Source organism: Neptunitalea chrysea, assembly GCF_027924145.1.
GTDB lineage: Bacteria > Bacteroidota > Bacteroidia > Flavobacteriales > Flavobacteriaceae > Neptunitalea > Neptunitalea chrysea.
On sequence record NZ_BRVP01000010.1, the window covers coordinates 82,114 to 101,514 of the forward strand.

A 19,401-nucleotide genomic window follows, 5' to 3' on the forward strand; every position below is an offset into this window, starting at 1 on the left:
TTTTTACACTTTAGTTTGCCTAATTACTTTAAATTTGCCACTATATAGAAACCGCATTGTACATAAACAATTGTAGAAATTTTAATTATAAACCATGTTACAAGTAGCATTTATTAGAGAACAGAAAGAGGCCGTTATTACAGGCTTATCTAAAAGAAACCTAAACGCCAAAGCAATGGTAGAAGAGGTTTTAATGTTGGATGAAGAAAGAAGAAGCACTCAATCATCCTTAGATAACACGTTAGCTGAATCTAATAAATTATCCAAAGAAATAGGAATGCTATTTAAAAGTGGTAAGGCTGCAGAAGCAAATGAGCTTAAAGAAAAAACAGCTACCTTAAAAGAAACTTCTAAAGAGCTTTCTGAAAAATTAAATGATACGGCTAATGCGCTAACCGAATTATTATATAAAATACCAAATGTACCGCATGAAAGCGTACAAGCCGGAAAATCTGAAGAAGATAACGAAGAAATTTTTAGCGAAGGGGAAATTCCTAAACTAGGAGAAAAAGCTTTACCTCACTGGGAATTAGCTAAGAAATACGATATTATTGATTTTGAACTTGGAGTAAAAATTACCGGAGCAGGGTTTCCTGTTTACAAAGGGAAAGGAGCTCGTTTACAGCGTGCATTAATCTCATACTTTTTAGATAAAAATACAGCTGCAGGGTATAAAGAATACCAAGTACCGCATATGGTAAATGAGACCTCTGGTTATGGCACCGGACAATTGCCTGATAAAGAAGGACAAATGTACCATGTAACAGCAGATGATTTATATATGATTCCTACTGCCGAAGTACCAGTTACTAACTTCTTTAGAGATGAATTAATTGCTGAGAGCGATTTTCCAATCTGCTGTACTGCCTATACGCCTTGTTTTAGAAGAGAAGCAGGTAGTTATGGGGCACATGTAAGAGGACTTAACAGACTTCACCAATTTGACAAAGTGGAAATTGTTAGAGTTGAACATCCTGAGAAATCTTATGAAGCTTTAGACGGAATGGTAGCACACATAAAAGAGATTCTTAACGAATTAAAGTTACCATATCGTATTCTTAGACTTTGTGGAGGCGATACCGGATTTACTTCTGCCTTAACATACGACTTCGAAGTGTTTTCTACAGCACAAGATCGTTGGCTAGAAATTAGTTCTGTATCTAACTTTGAAACGTATCAGGCAAATCGTTTAAAATTGCGTTATAAAGATAAGGAAGGCAAAAGCCAATTAGCACATACACTTAACGGTAGCTCTTTAGCATTACCACGTGTATTAGCTGGTATTTTAGAAAATTACCAAACCCCTGAAGGAATTAAGATTCCGGATGTATTGATTCCTTATACTGGATTTGACATTATCGAATAATTCGAAAAAAATACACCTATTAAAATCCGTACTGATATATGAAATCGTACGGATTTTTTTTATTTAAGGCTACGGCTAAATTTTTGTGTATATTTGAATGTAGCAGATTGTTTGACTCATGAAAAGACATTGGATATTATTTTTAAGTAGCTTATTTTTTACCCTTATTATTCACGCACAAAATAGCCAATTGGCATTACAGTATTTTGACGATGGGGAATTTGATAAAGCACTTCCTTTATTTGAGCAACTATATAAAGATCAAAGCTACAATACTACATGGTTAACGTATTTAGCCAAGTGTCATCAGCAACTAGAACAGTATGAAGAGGCCAAACAATTATTTGTTAAACAAATAGAAAAAACCAAACGCAAGTTACCTCTTTTAGAAATTGAACTTGGGTATAATTACCTTTTACAAGATGATAAGGTAACAGCAAAAACCTACTTTAATAAAGCTATTGAATACGTAAAGGAAAAACCTGAATACGCAGGCACAATTGGTCATAGATTTCATTCTTATTCGCTATTAGACGAAGCTATTGCGTCTTACACCTTAGGTATGCAATTAAACACGGCTCTTAATTATAGCTATGTATTAGCTACTATATACGGAGAACAAGGAAACATAGAAAAAATGTTTGATACCCTTTTATCCTATATGAAATCTAACATGAATCAGGAAACTCGAATAAAAGGAGCTTTTGCACAATTTATTACCGAAGACAGTTCTAACGAAAACAATAAAATACTTAGAATACTGCTATTAAAGAGATCACAAAACAATCCTGATGTTTTATGGAACCAAATGCTAAGCTGGTTGTTTGTTCAGCAAAAACAGTACAACATGGCCTTTATTCAAGAAAAAGCCATATATAGAAGAAATAAGGAATTGTCTTTAGACAGACTTACAGACCTTGCATTAAGCGCAGAAGAAGATAATGAGAATGCTATTGCCATTGAGATATATTCTTTTATTATAGAGAAAAGTAGTTTTAAGGGAGCTGTACTCGAGGCCGAATTAGCCATTATAGATTTACAAATTGCACAAAAAGAAATTCCTATTAAGGATATAGAAGAAAAATTTAATGATCTACTTAAAACATACGGAATGATACCACAAACCGTACAACTACATATAGATTATGCACATTTTATAGCCTTTCTTAAAAACGAACCTCAACTAGCCTCAAGCCATTTAAAAAAGGTACTAAAGCTAAACCTATCATTGCATGACGAGGCCTATATAAAAATGGAACTTGCTGATATTTTGGTATACGAAGAGCATTTTAATGAAGCGCTTATTTACTACTCTCAAATTCAAGCAAAACTTAAAAACGATGTAATGGCACAGAACGCACTATTTAAGGTAGCGCAAACAAGTTTTTATAAAGGTGATTTTACATGGGCAGAAAATCAACTGAACATCTTAAAGCAATCTACATCGCAACTTATTGCTAATGATGCGCTTCAATTAAAATTATTAATATCAGACAATTCTTTAGACGACTCGCTTCAAACTGCTTTAAAAATATATGCAAAAGCCGACTTACTCGCCTATCAAAAAAAAGATAATGAAGCTATTGCCTTACTAGATAAAATAGTAAAAAACCATAAAGGCGAAAGTATAGAAGATGAGGCCTTATTTAAGCAAGGCAAACTTTTTGAACAACAAGGCAACTATGAAAAGGCTATTACTAATTATGAAAAAATACTAGCCTTTTTTAATGATGATATTTTAGCAGATGACACCCTTTTTGCGCTAGCAAATCTATACGATAAGCAACTAAACAACCCAGAAAAAGCAAAAGAATATTACGAAAAAATAATTTTTAACCATCAGGATAGTATTTACTTTGTAGCAGCTAGAAAATCGTACAGAAGGTTACGAGGCGATCAGATAGGATCATAAAAACTTAGATACTCCAGCCAATATCATCTGTGCCGCTAACGACCCCACTACAAGCCCCATAATACGGTTAAAAACACGAAGCCCATTAACTCCTAAGCGCATTTTAATATAAGGCATACGCCCTAAAATAAAGTAACTGGAAACACAACAAATAATAATTGCCACTGAACCACTAAGATAATGCTGCCAATCGGCCGCTACAACACTCATATTTAAAACAGTAGTTATTAAACCAGGCCCTACGGCTACAGGTATTGCTAAAGGCACAATACTTATATCTTCACGCTGTCCGGCAGCTTCTTGTTCTTTAGTACTATGGTTTACTTTTTTTCCATGTCCCTGAACCATGTTAATACCCATTATTAAAAGTATTAACCCTCCAAAAACACGTAATCCATCAGGTGATACCCCTAAGAACTTAAATATATACTGACCAATAAAAAAGATAATAACTAAAGCAATTAAGATACTTTTACTAGCCTTATATGCAATCCCTTTAATCTCTTCAGCGGTAGTATCATCTTGTAATAAAGACAGCATAATTACCCCAACAGAAAGTGGGTTCATAATGGTAAATACTGAAATGGTATCTGAAAATATGAGCTTTAATATCTCCAACATTGTTAATTTTAATAAAAATAAAAAAATTATACTATTACAAACCCACAACTCATTAAAAAAGTTGGCACCCTCTTAAAAAAAACCAATCTTAAACTAAAAATGATTATTTATTGATAAACCCGCAAATAATTAATAATATCTGTCAATAAAATTAAATTTTACATAAACTTCTTAGCCGTTTTATTTAGTAAGTTTGGACTCGCTAAATGATTAGAAAAAATGAATTATAAACCTTCTGCTGAACGATACCAACAGATGACCTACAGACGCTGTGGTAAAAGTGGTCTTAAACTACCAGCACTGTCTTTAGGACTATGGCATAACTTTGGTAATACCACCAATTTTGAAAACAGTCAAAATATAGTATTTACCGCCTTTGATAATGGGATTACACATTTTGATTTGGCTAATAATTACGGTCCGCCCCCAGGCAGTGCAGAAAAGAGTTTTGGTAAAATTTTGCATCACGATCTAGGAGGATACAGAGATGAATTAATTATTTCTACCAAAGCCGGATACGGAATGTGGGATGGCCCTTATGGAGATTGGGGTAGTAAAAAATATTTAGTTTCAAGCTTAAACCAAAGTTTAAGAAGAATGAAGCTAGACTATGTAGATATTTTTTATCATCACCGTCCAGATCCTGATACACCATTAGAAGAAACCATGGCTGCACTAGATCTTATAGTCCGTCAGGGTAAAGCACTCTATGTTGGTATTAGTAATTATGGTCCTGAAAGAGCCGCCGAAGCTTTTAAAATATTAAAAGAAATGGGAACTCCTTGTTTAATACACCAACCTAAATACAGCATGTTTGTTAGAACTCCTGAAGAAGGACTACTAGATGTAATAGGTAAAAACAAAGTAGGATGTATTCCATTCTCACCTTTAGCCCAAGGTCTGTTAACAGACAAATATCTTAAAGGAATTCCTAAAGATAGCAGAGTAGCTAAAAGTGGTGTTTTTTTAAATGAAAGCCATATTACCCCTGAGATTATTGAAAAGATTAAAGAACTAAACTTGATAGCCCAAAAACGCGGACAAAAGTTAGCACACATGGCACTATCTTGGTTATTAAAAGATACAAGAGTAACCTCTGTACTTATTGGTGCAAGTAAACCAGAGCAAGTATTAGACTCTATAGAGTGTTTAGAAAACTTATATTTCTCTCCAGAAGAGTTACAATCTATTGAAAAAGTTTTACTGTCTTAAACAAAACTTTAAACCCATAAAAAAACCAGCGGATAGAAAAATCTATCCGCTGGTTTTTTATATATGATTATTAAGGTACTACTACAATCTTTCCTTTAGTAGAACCAGATTCTATCTGCTTATGAACCTCTTTTATTTCAAACAACGCTGCCTTTTGTGAAATATGTGGCACCAAGATACCTTTCTTCAGCATGTTAGCTAAATAACAAAGCCACTCGTTATCAGGATGCATTAGTAGGGTATGCCCGTTCACATTCTTTTTAGTCACTTTCTCTCTAAAGACGTCAAATGAGTTAGATGGTACACATATAACATCACCTCCTGGTTTTGTTGTTTTTATGGCGTTGTCTATATTATCTAAGCCCACCAAATCTAAAACCACATCAAAAGCATTTTCATACGCATCGTAATTCACCGTCTTATAATCTATATGCGCATCCGCTCCCAAAGTATTTAGTATAAACTCTTTATTAGCCATAGAAGAACTTGCTGTTACATGCGCTCCTACATACTTGGCATATTGTATAGCAAAATGGCCTACTCCACCTGCTCCAGCATGTATTAAAATAGTGTGCTCTTTCTTTAATTCAACCTTTTCTCTTAAGGCCTGTAATGCAGTTAAGGCAGCTATAGGACTACTAGCAGCCACTTCTGAAGATATATTTTTAGGTATTTTGAATAACGATTCTGTAGTACTATGCGTATATTCTGCATAAGTATTGCCAAAACCACTATCATTATTGGCTACTCCGTACACCCTGTCACCTATTTCAAAATGGTTTACATTCTCTCCTTTCTTCACTACAGTACCCGCTACATCCTTCCCTAAAATAACCGGAAAATTAACATTCTTCAATTTTGCAGCAAATGCTTTTCCTTGTCTTGCCTTTGCATCTACCGGATTTATTCCAAAGGCTTCTACCCTCAGAACTACTTCATCTTCTTTTGGATCTGGCGCTGGAATATCAGCAATTTTTAAATTTTCAATCCCTCCAAATTCACTTAATAAAACAGCCTTCATATTATTAAAATGAAATTATGTATATTGATAACTCACAAATTACTGGAGTTTTTTCTATAAACCAAGTTATATTTGCCATTCTAACAAATTTTAAGAAGCATGTATATTTATAACGTAACCAGCAATATCGATAACTCAGTTCATGATGAATGGCTAAACTGGATGCAAGAAACACATATTCCGGATATGTTATCCACCGGAAAATTTACCGCAGCTCGTATAGTTAAAGTACTTGTAGAAGAAGAAATGGGGGGTGTTACCTATAGTGTACAATATACTACCAAAAACAAAGAAACACTTGAACTGTACTACGCTGAAGATGCCGATAGACTACGAAAAGAAGCTTTGCTAAAATTTGCAGACAAGATGTTATCGTTCAGAACCGAGTTAGAAATTATAAGCGATCATTAGACTATGACAGACGTAAGGGCAAAAAAACACTTAGGGCAACATTTTTTAACCGACGAAAATATTGCCAAAAAAATAGCAGATAGTTTAACCTTAAAAGGGTATACTAATGTACTTGAAATAGGCCCAGGAATGGGAGTATTAACCAAATACCTATTAGAAAAACCCATTACAACCTACGTTATAGAAATAGATACCGAATCGGTTGAATACCTACAAACACATTATCTAAAATTATCGAACAGGATTATTAGTAAAGACTTTTTAAAGTACGATATCAGCACCTATTTTAACGGTGAACCTTTTGCTATTATTGGCAACTTCCCGTATAACATCTCTTCTCAAATTGTGTTCAGAACATTGGAAATGCGAGATCAAATACCCGAATTTTCAGGGATGTTTCAAAAGGAAGTGGCCGAACGTATTTGTGAAAAACCAGGCACTAAAGCCTATGGCATCTTATCTGTTTTAACACAGGCCTTTTACGAAGCCACCTACTTATTTACCGTTTCTGAAAAGGTTTTCAACCCACCTCCTAAAGTAAAAAGTGGAGTTCTTATTTTAAAACGTAAAGAAAATTACAAGCTCCCTTGCAATGAAAAAATGTTTTTTGCAGTGGTAAAAGCAGGCTTTAATCAACGTAGAAAAACCCTTAGAAATAGCTTAAAAAGCTTTATTAATTCTGATAATCTAAAAGAACATAGTATCTTTGGGATGCGCCCTGAACAACTAGGAGTGGAAGAGTTTATAACTCTAACACAAATGCTCAGTACAGACACAAAGGAATAAATAACCGATTATGTTTCCGCATAAGACGTACTAACAAATTCGGGTTTACCCGACATTAATAAAACGCTTATGACTCCATTTAAACTCAGTGACGAACTTATTGAGAAAATTGAAGCACTCATAGACTCTGACAGTAAGCATGACCTACTACAGATGCTTCATGATGTACACTATGCGGATATTGCAGAGATTATCAATGAACTGAATTTAGAGGAGGCCACCTACCTTATAAAACTCCTTGATAGTAAAAAAACATCGGATATTATTACCGAGCTCGATGAAGATGTAAGGGATAAAATTTTAAACAATCTTTCTTCCAAAGAAATTGCTAAAGAAATTGTTGAGCTTGATACCGATGACGCCGCAGATATTATTAACGAGTTACCTGACGAAAGAAAGGAAGAGGTAATATCCTATATAGATGACCACGAACATGCCAAAGATATTGTAGAGCTTTTACGTTATGACGAAGATACGGCAGGGGGGCTTATGGCAAAAGAACTGGTAAAGGTAAATGAAAACTGGACGGTATTAAATTGTGTTAAAGAAATGCGGGCACAAGCAGAACATGTAACTCGCGTTCACTCTATATACGTGGTAGATGATAATGAAAAATTAATTGGTCGACTATCTTTAAAAGACCTGCTTACAGCCTCTACCCGAAGTGCTATTAAAGATGTTTACATCACAAAAGTAGATTATGTGTCAGTTCATGATGATGCAGAAGATGTTGCTAGAATTATGGCAAAGTATGACCTTGAAGCCATACCCGTAGTAGATGAACTTGGCAGATTGGTTGGCAGAATTACCATTGATGATATAATTGACGTTATAAGAGATGAGGCCGAAAGAGATTACCAAATGGCGGCAGGTATCTCTAAAGATGTTGAAGCTAAGGATAGTATTTTAAAACTTACCCGAGCACGTTTACCTTGGTTACTTATTGGAACCTTTGGTGGAATGATGGCTGCAAAAATTATCACTTCCTTTCAGCAAGGTATGGGTGATTATGTAATTTTATTAAGCTTTGTTCCTTTAATACAAGCTACTGCAGGGAACGTAGGGGTACAATCATCGGCCATTATAGTACAAGGACTTGCAAATGATTCTATTGATGGACAAATACTGTCACGATTATTTAAAGAGTTCCTTCTGGGGCTTGTAAATGGAGGTTCCATTGCTTCTGTGGTATTACTTATAACACATTTTTTATTTGACACCCAATATGTTGTAAGCTTAACCATTGGTATTGCCATTATATCGGTTATTATTATTGCGGCAATTATTGGTACTTTTATCCCTATTTTTCTTCATAAAAGAGGGATTGATCCGGCAGTGGCTACAGGGCCTTTTATAACTACCAGTAATGATATTTTTGGAATTTTGGTCTACTTTAGTATTGCTAAATTAATCCTTGGGTTTTAATAGTTAACATCCTTAACATTGAACGTAATTTCACGTTATCTTAACAGCAAACTTTGTACCTTTGTACTCTAAAAGAGTTATGTTATGAAAATACTTCACTTAGACACTAACCACCCATTATTAATGGAGGGATTGAACGCATTAGGGTTTGAGAATCATGAAGACTATCTATCCCCAAAATTAAAAGTTGCAAAAAAAATTCACGAATACGACGGTATTGTAATCCGTAGTCGTTTTGCTATCGATAAATCATTTCTAGAACATGCTACCAACCTTAAGTTTATTGCTCGTGTTGGTGCAGGTGTTGAGAATATTGATAGTGAATTTGCCAAAGAAAAAGGGATTACCCTTATTGCAGCTCCTGAAGGTAATAGAAATGCAGTTGCCGAACAAAATTTAGGGGTTTTACTTAGTTTAATGAATCATATTAAAAGAGCCAATCGTAAAGTCAGAAAAGGTAAATGGGAAAGAGAGCCAAACAGAGGAGAAGAACTGGATGGTAAAACAGTTGGTATTATAGGGTATGGATTTATGGGTAAAGCTTTTGCTAAAAAACTGAGAGGTTTTGATGTAGAAGTACTTTGCTATGATATTAAAGAAAATGTAGGTGATGAAAATGCCACACAGGTTACTTTAAAGGAAATACAGCAAAAAGCAGATATTATTAGTATACATGCTAATATAAATCCAACCTCAGAAGGTATGATTGATGCTTCTTTCTTAAATGGCTTAGCAAAACCGATATGGTTTTTAAATACGGCCAGAGGTAAAATAGTAGTTACCGAAGACTTGGTAGATGCCCTTAAAAAAGGAATTATAAAAGGTGCTGGTTTAGACGTCCTTGAATATGAAAAAGTATCATTCGAAGAGTTATATGACGACGATGTTATGCCTGAACCATTAAAATACCTTACCAAATCATACGACGTGATTCTTACTCCGCATATTGCAGGGTGGACACACGAAAGTAATGTAAAACTTGCTGAAGTTATTTTAGATAAAATTAAATCAGAATTTTGTTAATTTAGGGACTAAACCCTAATAACAAGATTATGACATCTAAAGCAACCTCTCCAGAGGAATATATTTCAGAATTACCTGAGGACAGAAAATCAGCTATTATAAAATTACGAAAAACCGTACTCACTAACCTTCCTGAAGGCTTTCAGGAAGGTATGAGTTATGGTATGATTGGCTATGTTGTTCCTAAAAGCCTGTATCCTGCAGGGTATCACTGCACTCCCCAACTACCCCTACCCTTTATGAGTTTTACTTCGCAAAAAAACTTTATAGCATTTTACCATATGGGCATGTATGCTAAAAAAGAGCTTTTAGATTGGTTTGTTACCGAGTATCCTAAGCATTGTAAATACAAATTAGACATGGGAAAAAGTTGTATCCGATTTAAAAAGATAGATGCTATCCCTTATGAACTAATGGGTGAACTTGTTTCTAAGATGACTCCTAAAAAATGGATTGATATTTACGAAACCAACTTAAAAAGGTTTTAGAAGCAGTAATTATATAATTTAAACTTAGTTCAAGTCCTGCACTAGAGTTAAAAAAATAACTTAAATCAGGATTCAATCTAAGATCACCAAGACTCCCTGCTAATGCCATTGAATTCTGACTTGTATTTCACAGTTGAAAAACTTCCATCACCTCCTACAAGCCAGTTTCCTTTGCTAATTTGTGCGTTTATCGATAATGATAAAGTGAATACAAAAAGAAAAAACATTTCAGACTAAATAATAGTATCTTTAACAAAACGTAATACATAAAGAATGAAAAAAAGAGTAACAGGACTAGGAGGTTTCTTTTTTAAATCCGAAGATCCAGACGCAGCAAAAGAATGGTATAAAACACATTTAGGACTAAATACAGATGCATATGGATGTACCTTTTGGTGGAAAGATGAAAACGGTAATGACTGCTCTACTCAATGGAGTCCGTTTAAAAAAGACACCGAGTACTTTAAGCCTAGCGAGAAACCATTTATGATGACCTTTAGGGTAGAAAACCTTGAAGAGCTATTAACAGCTTTAAAAGAAGAAGGCGTTACTGTAGTAGGCAATATGGAAACCTATGAATATGGTAAATTCGGATGGATATTAGACCCTGAAGGAAATAAATTAGAACTTTGGGAACCTATTGATGCCTCCTTTAAAGAATAGAAAAACGTACATCTATTTAGGTCTATAATCTAACGGTAGTGTTTCTTTAAAACGCATACGCCCAATATACCCCCCAAACACCAAAGCATTACTTGGAGTGAAATTTCCATACGTATCAACAAAGAAACCACTTTTATCAACCTCTAATGCCGATTGCTTATCTTTTTTATAAAGAATATCCCATTTAGGTTGGGTAGTTGAAATAAACTTAATATTTAAAGAATCTTTTACCGTAAAATAATCTTTTGGATTTACTTGAAACCTATTTTTAAACATTCCAAATTTTTGTTCTGTCAAGGTTTCACTTGCTAAAGATCTGATAAAATGAAGAACGGAACCGTAATACAACTTTTTTCGTCTTCTGGCATATTTACCAGCCCCCTTAGATGTATCTAAGAAGAAACTGCTACCTGAATAAAACACTCCTTTTAAATAAGACCTGTACAATGTATTTTGGGTATACGTAGCTTCAAACTTCACTAAATTATAAGTAATCTCATACCCTAAATCTTTATTAATAATTTTTAATGGCTGAGAAGCATACGCCAATAATTTGCTAGACTTCATATTAAAAGTAACGGTAACTGCATCTACATTCTTTATCTCGCATACGCCTTCGTACCCTTCTCCTAAAAATTCTCTTTTAAAAACGGCTAACTTAGCCTCTCTAGAGAACGGATCGGCCTGCAATACAACTTCCTCTAAATCAAAAGACTTTTCCGATAAGTACACTTTAAAAATCTTCGCTTTATACGGATCATCTATATGCTCCGAGTAATAACCAATATAACTTACAATAAGAGTGGCTGTTACTTTAGTTTTAGTAGTTAATTCAAAATACCCTTCAATATTACTAACAGTACCAATAGAAGTTCCGTCAAAGTAGATAGTAACCCCTTGCATTGGCTCAAGAGTTTCTTTATCGTACACATACCCTTTTATAGTTTGTGCTGGTAAAGCAACCACAAATAATAACGAAAAAAATAAAGAAAATAGAAGTGCTTTCTTATGTGCTAGCTGTATCATCTTTAAGATCGTTTTCCGGCATAAATTTACGTTCCAGTTCGGCCTGAAACTCTTCCATTACCGGCTTTACAGTGCTGTCTGGCAAATCGGCAATTCGTATATACATTAACCCATCTACCGAATTATTAAACAACGGATCTACATTAAATGCCACAACTTTGGCATTTTGTTTAATGTATTTCTTAATTAACACCGGCAAACGTAATTCTCCCGGCTCTACCTCATCAATAATTTTATCAAATTTATTCAGGTCTGCCTTAGTTTCATCAAAAATAAAGTCCTTATCAGCATCTTTAAGCTTTACCTTAAATTCTTTTTTAGGCTTTATATATTGGGCTACATACGGATCATAGTAATTAGATTTCATAAACTCAATCATCAATGATTTAGAGAAATTAGAAAACTGATTACTAATACTCACCCCTCCAATTAAATAGTTATGTTCCGGATGCCTTAAAGTGGTATGCACAATACCCTTCCATAATAAAAAGAGCGGCATTGGTTTTTGCTGATATTCTCTAATAATAAAAGCACGTCCCATTTCTATAGACTCGCTCATCATTTTATATAGCTCAGGCTCAAACCTAAACAAGTCGTGCAAATAAAAACCTCTAATACCATGCTTTTCAAAGATCAACTTTCCCAATCCCATTCTGTAAGCTCCAGCAATACATTTTGCATTGTCATCCCATAAAAATAAATGGTGGTAATACTCATCAAAACTATCAAGGTCAATTGCCTGATTAGTTCCTTCCCCTACTTCTCTAAAGGTAATTTCACGCAACCTTCCTATCTCCTGTAAAGCATTAGGCATATCTTCAGAAGCCGCCAAGAACACCTCGTAGTTTTTGCTCTTAAGTAATCTACATTCCTTTTTACGCAAACTATCTACCTCAACCTGCATAGCTTTTGTACAAATAGGGGTAATAATATCTTTAGGCTGCTTATTCTTAGGCAACTTTAAACTTGTAGGTATTTGTTTTAATAAGCTATCTTTTTCATAAGCATTAGACAACACATAGGTCTTTCTTCTTAAAAAAGCTGTATAATCTCCTAAATCAGTAAATTCTTTTTGAGCGTCTACAGATATGGTTCTACCAATACGAACTTTGACAACACGTTTACTTTGCGTTAATAATTCTGAAGGTAATTTTGCTGTACGCAAAGTGTCACTTATTTTAGAAAGCCTATAAAAAAGCGGGCTGTTTTTAGCATGAAAATAAATAGGCACCACAGGCACTTCAGCTTTTTTAATCAATTTTATACCTGCCTCTTCCCAAGGTTTATCTATAATAAGCTTCCCGTCTTTATAGGTAGACACCTCACCTGCAGGGAAAATCCCCAAAGGGTGTCCATCTCTTAAATGAGCAAGAGATTGCTTGAACCCTATTATGCTCGATTTCACATCCTTCCTATTTTCAAAAGGATTAACCGGCATTATAAACGAAATTAAGGGCTTTATTCTGTGTAATAAAAAATTAGCGATAATTTTAAAATCAGCACGTTGCTCTAACATTAATTTCAGTAGCAACACACCATCTATACCTCCTAACGGATGGTTAGAAATAGTAATAAATGGACCATCTTTTGGCAAACGTTTTAAATCTTCTTCAGGAATTTCAAACTTGATATTAAACTCGTCTAGCAACGCATTTAAAAAATCAACCCCTTCCAAATGTTTGTGCCGATTGTAGATTACATTAAGTTTAGATATTTTAAGAACCTTCATAAGTAACCACCCTATGAACGTTCCTATAAATCCGTACTTATCTATATGTATTGCTTTTGCTACCTCTTTTGCTGTAACTAACCCCATCCAATTATTACATTATACAAACAAAGATAGCAAAAAGCCATTGTTATCTTGAAACAATTTGTACAGTATCCTGTAAACGCTGTTTTAGAAGTATTTCTTTACCCTCTTCTATCTGTTGCAAAGCACTGCTATCTACATGTCTTACAGTGTATAAAGACACCTCTTCATAGCACTCAATCTTAAACTTTCCTTTCAGTTTATTTAACAATTCCTGAAGGGTATTAAACTTATTTTCTATACATACAGAAAAACTAATAGCCGAATTTTGGATTACATCTACCTTCATTTTAGCCTCATGTAAAAGTCTAAAAATCTCGCTGATATTGTCTTCAACAATGAATGAAAAATCTAAAGAAGATAGCGATAATAAAACCTGTCCCTTTTTAACAATAAAACAAGGAACCATAGGATCTAAATCTTTTCCTTTACTTACAGTAGTCCCCGCTCCCGTAGGGTTTAAGAATGATTTTACATGTAAAGGAATCTCTTTACGTTGTAAAGGCTGTAACGTTTTTGGGTGAATTACTGAAGCACCATAAAATGCCAACTCAATAGCTTCATGATACGATATTTGATTTAATAGCTGTGTATTTTCAAAATAACGCGGATCGGCATTCAATACCCCAGGTACATCTTTCCAAATAGTTACACTCTCAGCATCTAAACAATACGCAAAAATAGCCGCAGTATAATCTGAACCTTCTCTGCCTAGGGTAGTAGTAAAGTTATTAGAATCACCTCCTAAAAACCCTTGCGATATATTAAGTACTTCTTTATTAACACCGCCAAAAATTTGTTCTTGAGTAGTTGTCCAATCTACTTTTGCATCGCGGTAGTTAGCATCGGTTTTTATTAACGTACGTACATCTAACCATGTATTTCTTATGCCTCTGTCTAAAAAGTAAAAATGTAATATGGTGGTAGACAATAGCTCTCCAAAACTCACTACCTGATCATACACATAACTATAGTTAGGCGATTTATTTCTATCTAGAAACGAAACCAATTCTGCAACAAGACCATCTACTTTATAAAAAACCGGATTTTCTTCATTCTTAAATAAGTCAATCATAATAGTATTATGGTAACTTTTTAATTCCTCAATACTTGCAGCAAGCTGTTCTTTGTTTTCAAAATAATTTTTAACCACCACCTCTAAAGCGTTGGTTGTTTTTCCCATAGCCGAAACAACTAGTAAGGTACCCTCATATCCTACAGTCTCAAGCACACTTACCACATTTCTAACTCCATCGGCATCTTTCACCGAGGCTCCTCCAAACTTAAAAATTCGCATGGTTCAATCTATTAATATAATTTTTTATTCCTTCTTCACTTAGCTGAACTACATCCCAGTCTCTTAACACCTTAGCTCCGTTACTTTTATAAAAATCTATGGCCGGCGTATTCCAATCCAACACATTCCATTCAATTCGCTTAACACCTTCATTATATCCGTATTGTATCACCTCTGTTAACAATGCTTTTCCAATACCTTTTCCTCTGCAAGATTCTGTTACAATAAGGTCTTCTAAATGAATAGTTTTACCTTTCCAAGTAGAGTATCTATAATAAAATAATGCCAAGCCTACTACCTGTTCTTTCTCTACAGCAACAAAACTGATAAACGACGGATTTTCTCCAAAACCGTCAGTAATTAAATCCTCTACTGTTACTTCAACTGCATCAGGTTCTTTCTCAAATATAGCTAGCTCATTTATAAGGTTATGTACCTGTTTCATATTATTTTTAGTCGCTAACCGAATCTCAAACATAATATTATAAATTAATGTTTCAAATATAACTAAAAGTTACATATTTAAGAATTTAAAATTCAGCGAAATCGTTATAGTGTCACATTTTTATCGATATTTGTATAGAACCACAACAAATAACTATATATGACTAAACGACACCAAACGTTAGGAGAGTATATAATCGAGAATCAAAACTCGTTTAAGTACTCTTCAGGAGAATTATCCAAACTCATTAACGCTTTGCGATTAGCTGCCAAAGTAGTGAATCACGAAGTAAACAAAGCGGGCCTAGTTGACATATTAGGCGCCGCAGGCGAAGTAAACATTCAGGGAGAAAATCAACAAAAACTGGATGTTATGGCTAACAACATCTTTATTCAAACACTACGAAACCGGGAGATTGTTTGTGGTATTGCATCTGAAGAAGAGGATGATTACATCTCTATTAACAGTCATGATGACAACCACCAAAACAAGTACGTTGTATTAATTGATCCGCTTGACGGATCGAGTAACATAGATGTAAACGTTTCTGTTGGTACCATTTTTTCTGTCTATCGACGTATTACACCAATAGGTACCCCTGTACAAATGGAAGACTTTTTACAACCAGGAAGAAATCAGGTGGCTGCAGGGTATATCGTTTATGGTACTTCTACCATGATTGTATACACTACAGGAGATGGTGTAAATGGGTTTACCTTAAACCCTGCCATTGGTACGTTCTATCTGTCTAATCCAAATATGCAGTTCCCCGAAAATGGTAAAATCTACTCTGTGAATGAAGGAAATTATATTCACTTCCCTCAAGGAGTAAAAGATTATATTAAATATTGCCAGAAGGAAGAAGAAGACAGACCATACACCTCTAGATATATAGGCTCTTTGGTTTCCGACTTTCACAGAAATATGATTAAAGGAGGTATTTACATGTACCCTAAGAGTTCTAAAGCAGAAGAAGGTAAATTACGTTTACTTTACGAATGTAATCCTATGGCCTTTTTAGCAGAGCAAGCGGGAGGTAAAGCTAGTAACGGGTATCAACGAATTTTAGATTTGCAACCTACCGAACTACACCAACGAGTACCTTTCTTTTGCGGAAGCAAAAATATGGTTACCAAAGTAGAAGAGTTTATTCAAAACGCTTAAGCGTGCTTTATTTTATAAAATAAAAAACCGGGAAATCCCCGGTTTTTTATTATCTGTTCATGTGCTTAATTTCTTCCTTAAAGGTATCCAAATCAACCCCCAAGTTTAATAGGTACATTGCTTTTTTAACAATAAACTCCACATTACCCGGAGTAAACCCTAAGCCAATAGCCAAACGAATCATAATTTTCATTTCTTCTTCATCTGCTATATGATCTACATATACCATTCTGGCTATGTCATATAAACGCTCTAACCTTGTCTCGTATAATACAGGTGGGTTAATATCATACAGCGCAGGGTTTTCTATAATTTCTTCTTTTTTTTCATCAGAAATTTCTAAGCGATGTGCAAGCCTATCAATAAAAGAGCGCTCTTCATCATTTATGAATCCATCTGATAAAGCTACTCGAACAATCGCTGCAAAATGTGCTCGGTTTCGATCCCTGAAACCGGGTGAGTATAAGTCTGAAAATGCCATTATCTAGTTTTTTAGTTTAACAAAGATACACAATCATCAATATTCCTTCTTTAAAAATAAATTTTCCTCTAAAAAATATCCTGCAAATTTGTTATATCTAATTCATTTCTATCTAAATTCTTATTTAGATATACCGTTGTTTCTTTAATTTATACAGGTGTTACCACCGTTCCTTTATATAGTATATAGGATATTAACGCTCATATTCCCGTACCCTAGAACCACCTCAAAAATCATATGTTAAAATACTCATGAATATCTTAACATACCGCTTAATTTTTTAAAAAAACTTTAATAGTGACACCCTTTGGTTTGGCATTTATATTGCGCAACTTTATATAACGCAACTACTATTAGTAAAGCCTTCTAGTAGTTAGTCTCGATAATCGAGAAATTTTAACTGAATTGTGAACTCTAAAATGGAAAAAAATGAATCGTAAAACCTTCATTTTAGCAGCTTTACTAACCGGTTTAGTAAGCTGTAATGCGCAACAAAAAAACGAAAGTACAACCAACCCTACCACTGCTGAAAACACTACAAAGCAGGAAACACCAAAAGGTAACTGGACTGTAAACAAAGAGTTTGATGAAAATGGGAACTTAACTAGTTATGACTCTATCTACACTTACGGATACAGTTCTGATGGTAACGACACGCTGCCGTTTAACAACAAAGAAGAAGTTATGAAACACTTTCAGCAGTATTTTGGTAACACCCAAATGCCTTCGCAATTTATGAATCAGTTTTTTAGTGACTCGCTGGGAGTAAACGAAAATTTCTTTGACAAGAACTTCTTTAGCAATCGAATGTTTTCGGATGATTTTCAAAAACAAATTCAACAAATGGACTCGTTACGAAACTCATATCTCCAACAATATCAATCACAAATATGGGATAATAAAAAGCAAAATTCTAAGACTACAAATAAAAAGAATAAAGCCTAATAAGGATATAAAATACTAGAGCCTCTCAATAAATTAAGAAGGCTCTGGTGTTTAATTATTTAATAAATTAAAAAAGATTAATACCTTTCAAAAAATACATCTATGAAAAAAACACACCTCATACTTCTCGTTTTATCTCTTATCTGTTTAATTATTGGCTATGTATGGAAATCAGAAAAAATATTTCGAATGGAAATTGATGGAACCAACTATACATTTCCGTACCAATTTATATTTCTATCGGCTGCCATTATACTAGCCTTTACTTTTTTAATGATGTCTATTGTAAGAATGTTTAAAAAATAAAATGCTTGGCTAAGTTATTTTGTATTAAATATCTTTATGCGAGTAATCCCTAATTCATAACGCATTTAAAGGTTATCTTACCGTAGTCTTAAAGAAAATCATCTAATAATTTTAAAAATGAATTGCTTTTGTTAATTTCAATAAAAAATAACATTATGGCAAAGCGCTTAGCTATACTCAATTTTCTATCAGTTATTGTAGCAATTTTTATTGGGTACTATACTCAAGCTATTCATTTAAACGGCAACACCATGGCTAGTTTAAGTACTGAGTATTACAACCTGTTTACTCCTGCAAATTATGCTTTTGCCATTTGGGGGATTATTTATCTACTGCTGGTTGTATCTTCTGTAAGTCATTTAATTCTTGTGTTTGGAAAAAAACAAGAACCTAAATTTTTACTACAGTCAGGCTATTGGTTCTTAATTGCCAATATAGCAAATGCAACTTGGGTTATTGTTTGGCTATATGAACTTACCGGAATTTCAGTTCTCGTAATACTTGTTCTATTATTTTCACTTTTAAAAATTGTTCAGAAAACCGGTATAGCCTTTGCTCCTAAAATAGCTCCCAATGTAAAAAGAATACACTGGGTTACTTTTAGCATATACAGTGGTTGGGTAGCGGTAGCCACCATTGCTAATATAGCAGCCTATCTGGTAAAACTAGGCTGGAACGGCAATCCATTAAGTGAAGCTCAGTGGACTATTTTAATGATTACTATTGCCTATTGCATTAACATTATAATACTCTTTAGACGTAATATGATTGGCTTTGTAATAGTTGGTATTTGGTCGTTAATTGCTATTTACATGCGACATAAGGAATACGAAAAAGGTATTGCGTATACCGCTCTTGTGGAAGCGATAATTTTAGCCGCCATGATTGTTTATCATCGCTTCTTAAAACAAAAAGGTAAATTACTTCAGGAAAAGTCTCCAAGTATTTAATATCGATTATAGAATACATAATAGCCGGTTTTGGTTGTTGCTTGCC

Annotated in this window: 20 protein-coding genes; 13 read left to right on the forward strand and 7 right to left on the reverse strand. The window is 34.2% G+C overall.

Translation table 11 applies throughout. The features are described from left to right. Positions 1-94: 94 nt before the first annotated feature. Both serS and NBRC110019_RS08755 read left to right on the forward strand, forming a co-directional pair. Entirely contained in the window at positions 95-1,366 is a 1,272-nt protein-coding gene (serS, locus tag NBRC110019_RS08750; protein WP_281754120.1) for a serine--tRNA ligase, read from the forward strand. Between the two features lie 118 nt (positions 1,367-1,484). Next, complete coding sequence (locus NBRC110019_RS08755; protein WP_281754122.1) at positions 1,485-3,278, forward strand: tetratricopeptide repeat protein; 1,794 nt, start codon at positions 1,485-1,487, stop codon at positions 3,276-3,278. Here the strand turns inward: NBRC110019_RS08755 and NBRC110019_RS08760 are convergent. Further along, positions 3,273-3,899, reverse strand: a complete 627-nt coding sequence (locus NBRC110019_RS08760; RefSeq protein WP_281754124.1) for a MarC family protein — start codon at positions 3,897-3,899, stop codon at positions 3,273-3,275. The genes NBRC110019_RS08755 and NBRC110019_RS08760 overlap by 6 nt on opposite strands. A gap of 219 nt (positions 3,900-4,118) precedes the next feature. Here NBRC110019_RS08760 and mgrA point away from each other — a divergent pair, with 219 nt between their 5' ends. After that, positions 4,119-5,111, forward strand: coding sequence for an L-glyceraldehyde 3-phosphate reductase (gene mgrA / locus NBRC110019_RS08765; RefSeq protein ID WP_281754126.1), 993 nt, complete (start codon positions 4,119-4,121; stop codon positions 5,109-5,111). 70 nt (positions 5,112-5,181) lie between these two features. On the opposite strand, the gene NBRC110019_RS08770 is transcribed toward mgrA, so the two are convergent. Then, positions 5,182-6,132 carry an NADP-dependent oxidoreductase gene (locus NBRC110019_RS08770; protein WP_281754128.1) on the reverse strand — a complete coding sequence of 317 codons (951 nt, stop codon included), beginning with the start codon at positions 6,130-6,132 and terminating at the stop codon, positions 5,182-5,184. 99 nt (positions 6,133-6,231) lie between these two features. Between NBRC110019_RS08770 and NBRC110019_RS08775 the strand changes: the two genes are divergently transcribed. From NBRC110019_RS08775 to NBRC110019_RS08800, 6 genes are all read left to right on the forward strand, one after another. Beyond that, positions 6,232-6,543, forward strand: a complete 312-nt coding sequence (locus tag NBRC110019_RS08775) for a DUF4286 family protein (RefSeq protein WP_281754131.1) — start codon at positions 6,232-6,234, stop codon at positions 6,541-6,543. A 3-nt stretch (positions 6,544-6,546) separates the two neighbouring features. Next, entirely contained in the window at positions 6,547-7,329 is a 783-nt protein-coding gene (gene rsmA / locus NBRC110019_RS08780; protein WP_281754133.1) for a 16S rRNA (adenine(1518)-N(6)/adenine(1519)-N(6))-dimethyltransferase RsmA, read from the forward strand. Between the two features lie 69 nt (positions 7,330-7,398). Next, positions 7,399-8,754, forward strand: coding sequence for a magnesium transporter (mgtE, locus tag NBRC110019_RS08785; RefSeq protein ID WP_281754135.1), 1,356 nt, complete (start codon positions 7,399-7,401; stop codon positions 8,752-8,754). An 84-nt stretch (positions 8,755-8,838) separates the two neighbouring features. Beyond that, the gene (locus tag NBRC110019_RS08790; RefSeq protein WP_281754137.1) at positions 8,839-9,777 is read left to right on the forward strand and encodes a 2-hydroxyacid dehydrogenase; all 939 of its coding nucleotides are present in this window, start codon (positions 8,839-8,841) and stop codon (positions 9,775-9,777) included. A 29-nt stretch (positions 9,778-9,806) separates the two neighbouring features. Beyond that, positions 9,807-10,265 (forward strand): DUF1801 domain-containing protein, encoded by a 459-nt coding sequence (locus NBRC110019_RS08795; protein ID WP_281754139.1) that lies wholly within the window; start codon positions 9,807-9,809, stop codon positions 10,263-10,265. 273 nt (positions 10,266-10,538) lie between these two features. After that, positions 10,539-10,928 carry a VOC family protein gene (locus NBRC110019_RS08800; RefSeq protein WP_281754141.1) on the forward strand — a complete coding sequence of 130 codons (390 nt, stop codon included), beginning with the start codon at positions 10,539-10,541 and terminating at the stop codon, positions 10,926-10,928. A 12-nt stretch (positions 10,929-10,940) separates the two neighbouring features. Here the strand turns inward: NBRC110019_RS08800 and NBRC110019_RS08805 are convergent, their stop codons facing one another. From NBRC110019_RS08805 to NBRC110019_RS08820, 4 genes are read right to left on the reverse strand one after another with little or no spacing between them, the layout of a single operon-like run. After that, positions 10,941-11,954, reverse strand: a complete 1,014-nt coding sequence (locus tag NBRC110019_RS08805) for a carboxypeptidase-like regulatory domain-containing protein (protein WP_281754143.1) — start codon at positions 11,952-11,954, stop codon at positions 10,941-10,943. Beyond that, positions 11,935-13,770, reverse strand: coding sequence for a GNAT family N-acyltransferase (locus tag NBRC110019_RS08810; protein ID WP_281754145.1), 1,836 nt, complete (start codon positions 13,768-13,770; stop codon positions 11,935-11,937). Before NBRC110019_RS08810 ends, NBRC110019_RS08805 begins: the two co-directional genes overlap by 20 nt. A gap of 43 nt (positions 13,771-13,813) precedes the next feature. After that, positions 13,814-15,064 carry an aspartate kinase gene (locus NBRC110019_RS08815; protein ID WP_281754146.1) on the reverse strand — a complete coding sequence of 417 codons (1,251 nt, stop codon included), beginning with the start codon at positions 15,062-15,064 and terminating at the stop codon, positions 13,814-13,816. Beyond that, complete coding sequence (locus NBRC110019_RS08820) at positions 15,051-15,545, reverse strand: GNAT family N-acetyltransferase (protein WP_281754226.1); 495 nt, start codon at positions 15,543-15,545, stop codon at positions 15,051-15,053. The genes NBRC110019_RS08815 and NBRC110019_RS08820 overlap by 14 nt, the downstream gene beginning before the upstream one ends. Before the next feature lie 123 nt (positions 15,546-15,668). Here NBRC110019_RS08820 and fbp point away from each other — a divergent pair, with 123 nt between their 5' ends. After that, positions 15,669-16,673: a class 1 fructose-bisphosphatase gene (gene fbp / locus NBRC110019_RS08825; RefSeq protein WP_281754148.1), complete on the forward strand. Its 1,005-nt coding sequence runs from the start codon at positions 15,669-15,671 to the stop codon at positions 16,671-16,673. A 49-nt stretch (positions 16,674-16,722) separates the two neighbouring features. Here the strand turns inward: fbp and NBRC110019_RS08830 are convergent, their stop codons facing one another. Continuing rightward, positions 16,723-17,154 (reverse strand): tellurite resistance TerB family protein, encoded by a 432-nt coding sequence (locus tag NBRC110019_RS08830; protein ID WP_281754150.1) that lies wholly within the window; start codon positions 17,152-17,154, stop codon positions 16,723-16,725. 429 nt (positions 17,155-17,583) lie between these two features. Between NBRC110019_RS08830 and NBRC110019_RS08835 the strand changes: the two genes are divergently transcribed. From NBRC110019_RS08835 to NBRC110019_RS08845, 3 genes are all read left to right on the forward strand, one after another. Continuing rightward, positions 17,584-18,099, forward strand: a complete 516-nt coding sequence (locus NBRC110019_RS08835; protein ID WP_281754152.1) for a hypothetical protein — start codon at positions 17,584-17,586, stop codon at positions 18,097-18,099. Positions 18,100-18,201: 102 nt separating this feature from the next. Then, a complete protein-coding gene (locus NBRC110019_RS08840; RefSeq protein WP_281754154.1) occupies positions 18,202-18,405 on the forward strand; it encodes a hypothetical protein in 204 nt (67 codons plus the stop codon). Between the two features lie 155 nt (positions 18,406-18,560). Beyond that, positions 18,561-19,355 carry a TspO-related membrane protein gene (locus NBRC110019_RS08845; RefSeq protein ID WP_281754156.1) on the forward strand — a complete coding sequence of 265 codons (795 nt, stop codon included), beginning with the start codon at positions 18,561-18,563 and terminating at the stop codon, positions 19,353-19,355. Positions 19,356-19,401 lie beyond the last annotated feature (46 nt).

Excerpts from the sequence above, each read along its gene's own strand:
- serS (WP_281754120.1), top strand. The coding sequence starts at position 95 with ATGTTACAAGTAGCATTTATTAGAGAACAGAAAGAGGCCGTTATTACA.
- NBRC110019_RS08755 (WP_281754122.1), top strand. The coding sequence starts at position 1,485 with ATGAAAAGACATTGGATATTATTTTTAAGTAGCTTATTTTTTACCCTT.
- NBRC110019_RS08760 (WP_281754124.1), bottom strand. The coding sequence starts at position 3,899 with ATGTTGGAGATATTAAAGCTCATATTTTCAGATACCATTTCAGTATTT.
- mgrA (WP_281754126.1), top strand. The coding sequence starts at position 4,119 with ATGAATTATAAACCTTCTGCTGAACGATACCAACAGATGACCTACAGA.
- NBRC110019_RS08770 (WP_281754128.1), bottom strand. The coding sequence starts at position 6,132 with ATGAAGGCTGTTTTATTAAGTGAATTTGGAGGGATTGAAAATTTAAAA.
- NBRC110019_RS08775 (WP_281754131.1), top strand. The coding sequence starts at position 6,232 with ATGTATATTTATAACGTAACCAGCAATATCGATAACTCAGTTCATGAT.
- rsmA (WP_281754133.1), top strand. The coding sequence starts at position 6,547 with ATGACAGACGTAAGGGCAAAAAAACACTTAGGGCAACATTTTTTAACC.
- mgtE (WP_281754135.1), top strand. The coding sequence starts at position 7,399 with ATGACTCCATTTAAACTCAGTGACGAACTTATTGAGAAAATTGAAGCA.
- NBRC110019_RS08790 (WP_281754137.1), top strand. The coding sequence starts at position 8,839 with ATGAAAATACTTCACTTAGACACTAACCACCCATTATTAATGGAGGGA.
- NBRC110019_RS08795 (WP_281754139.1), top strand. The coding sequence starts at position 9,807 with ATGACATCTAAAGCAACCTCTCCAGAGGAATATATTTCAGAATTACCT.
- NBRC110019_RS08800 (WP_281754141.1), top strand. The coding sequence starts at position 10,539 with ATGAAAAAAAGAGTAACAGGACTAGGAGGTTTCTTTTTTAAATCCGAA.
- NBRC110019_RS08805 (WP_281754143.1), bottom strand. The coding sequence starts at position 11,954 with ATGATACAGCTAGCACATAAGAAAGCACTTCTATTTTCTTTATTTTTT.
- NBRC110019_RS08810 (WP_281754145.1), bottom strand. The coding sequence starts at position 13,770 with ATGGGGTTAGTTACAGCAAAAGAGGTAGCAAAAGCAATACATATAGAT.
- NBRC110019_RS08815 (WP_281754146.1), bottom strand. The coding sequence starts at position 15,064 with ATGCGAATTTTTAAGTTTGGAGGAGCCTCGGTGAAAGATGCCGATGGA.
- fbp (WP_281754148.1), top strand. The coding sequence starts at position 15,669 with ATGACTAAACGACACCAAACGTTAGGAGAGTATATAATCGAGAATCAA.
- NBRC110019_RS08830 (WP_281754150.1), bottom strand. The coding sequence starts at position 17,154 with ATGGCATTTTCAGACTTATACTCACCCGGTTTCAGGGATCGAAACCGA.
- NBRC110019_RS08835 (WP_281754152.1), top strand. The coding sequence starts at position 17,584 with ATGAATCGTAAAACCTTCATTTTAGCAGCTTTACTAACCGGTTTAGTA.
- NBRC110019_RS08840 (WP_281754154.1), top strand. The coding sequence starts at position 18,202 with ATGAAAAAAACACACCTCATACTTCTCGTTTTATCTCTTATCTGTTTA.
- NBRC110019_RS08845 (WP_281754156.1), top strand. The coding sequence starts at position 18,561 with ATGGCAAAGCGCTTAGCTATACTCAATTTTCTATCAGTTATTGTAGCA.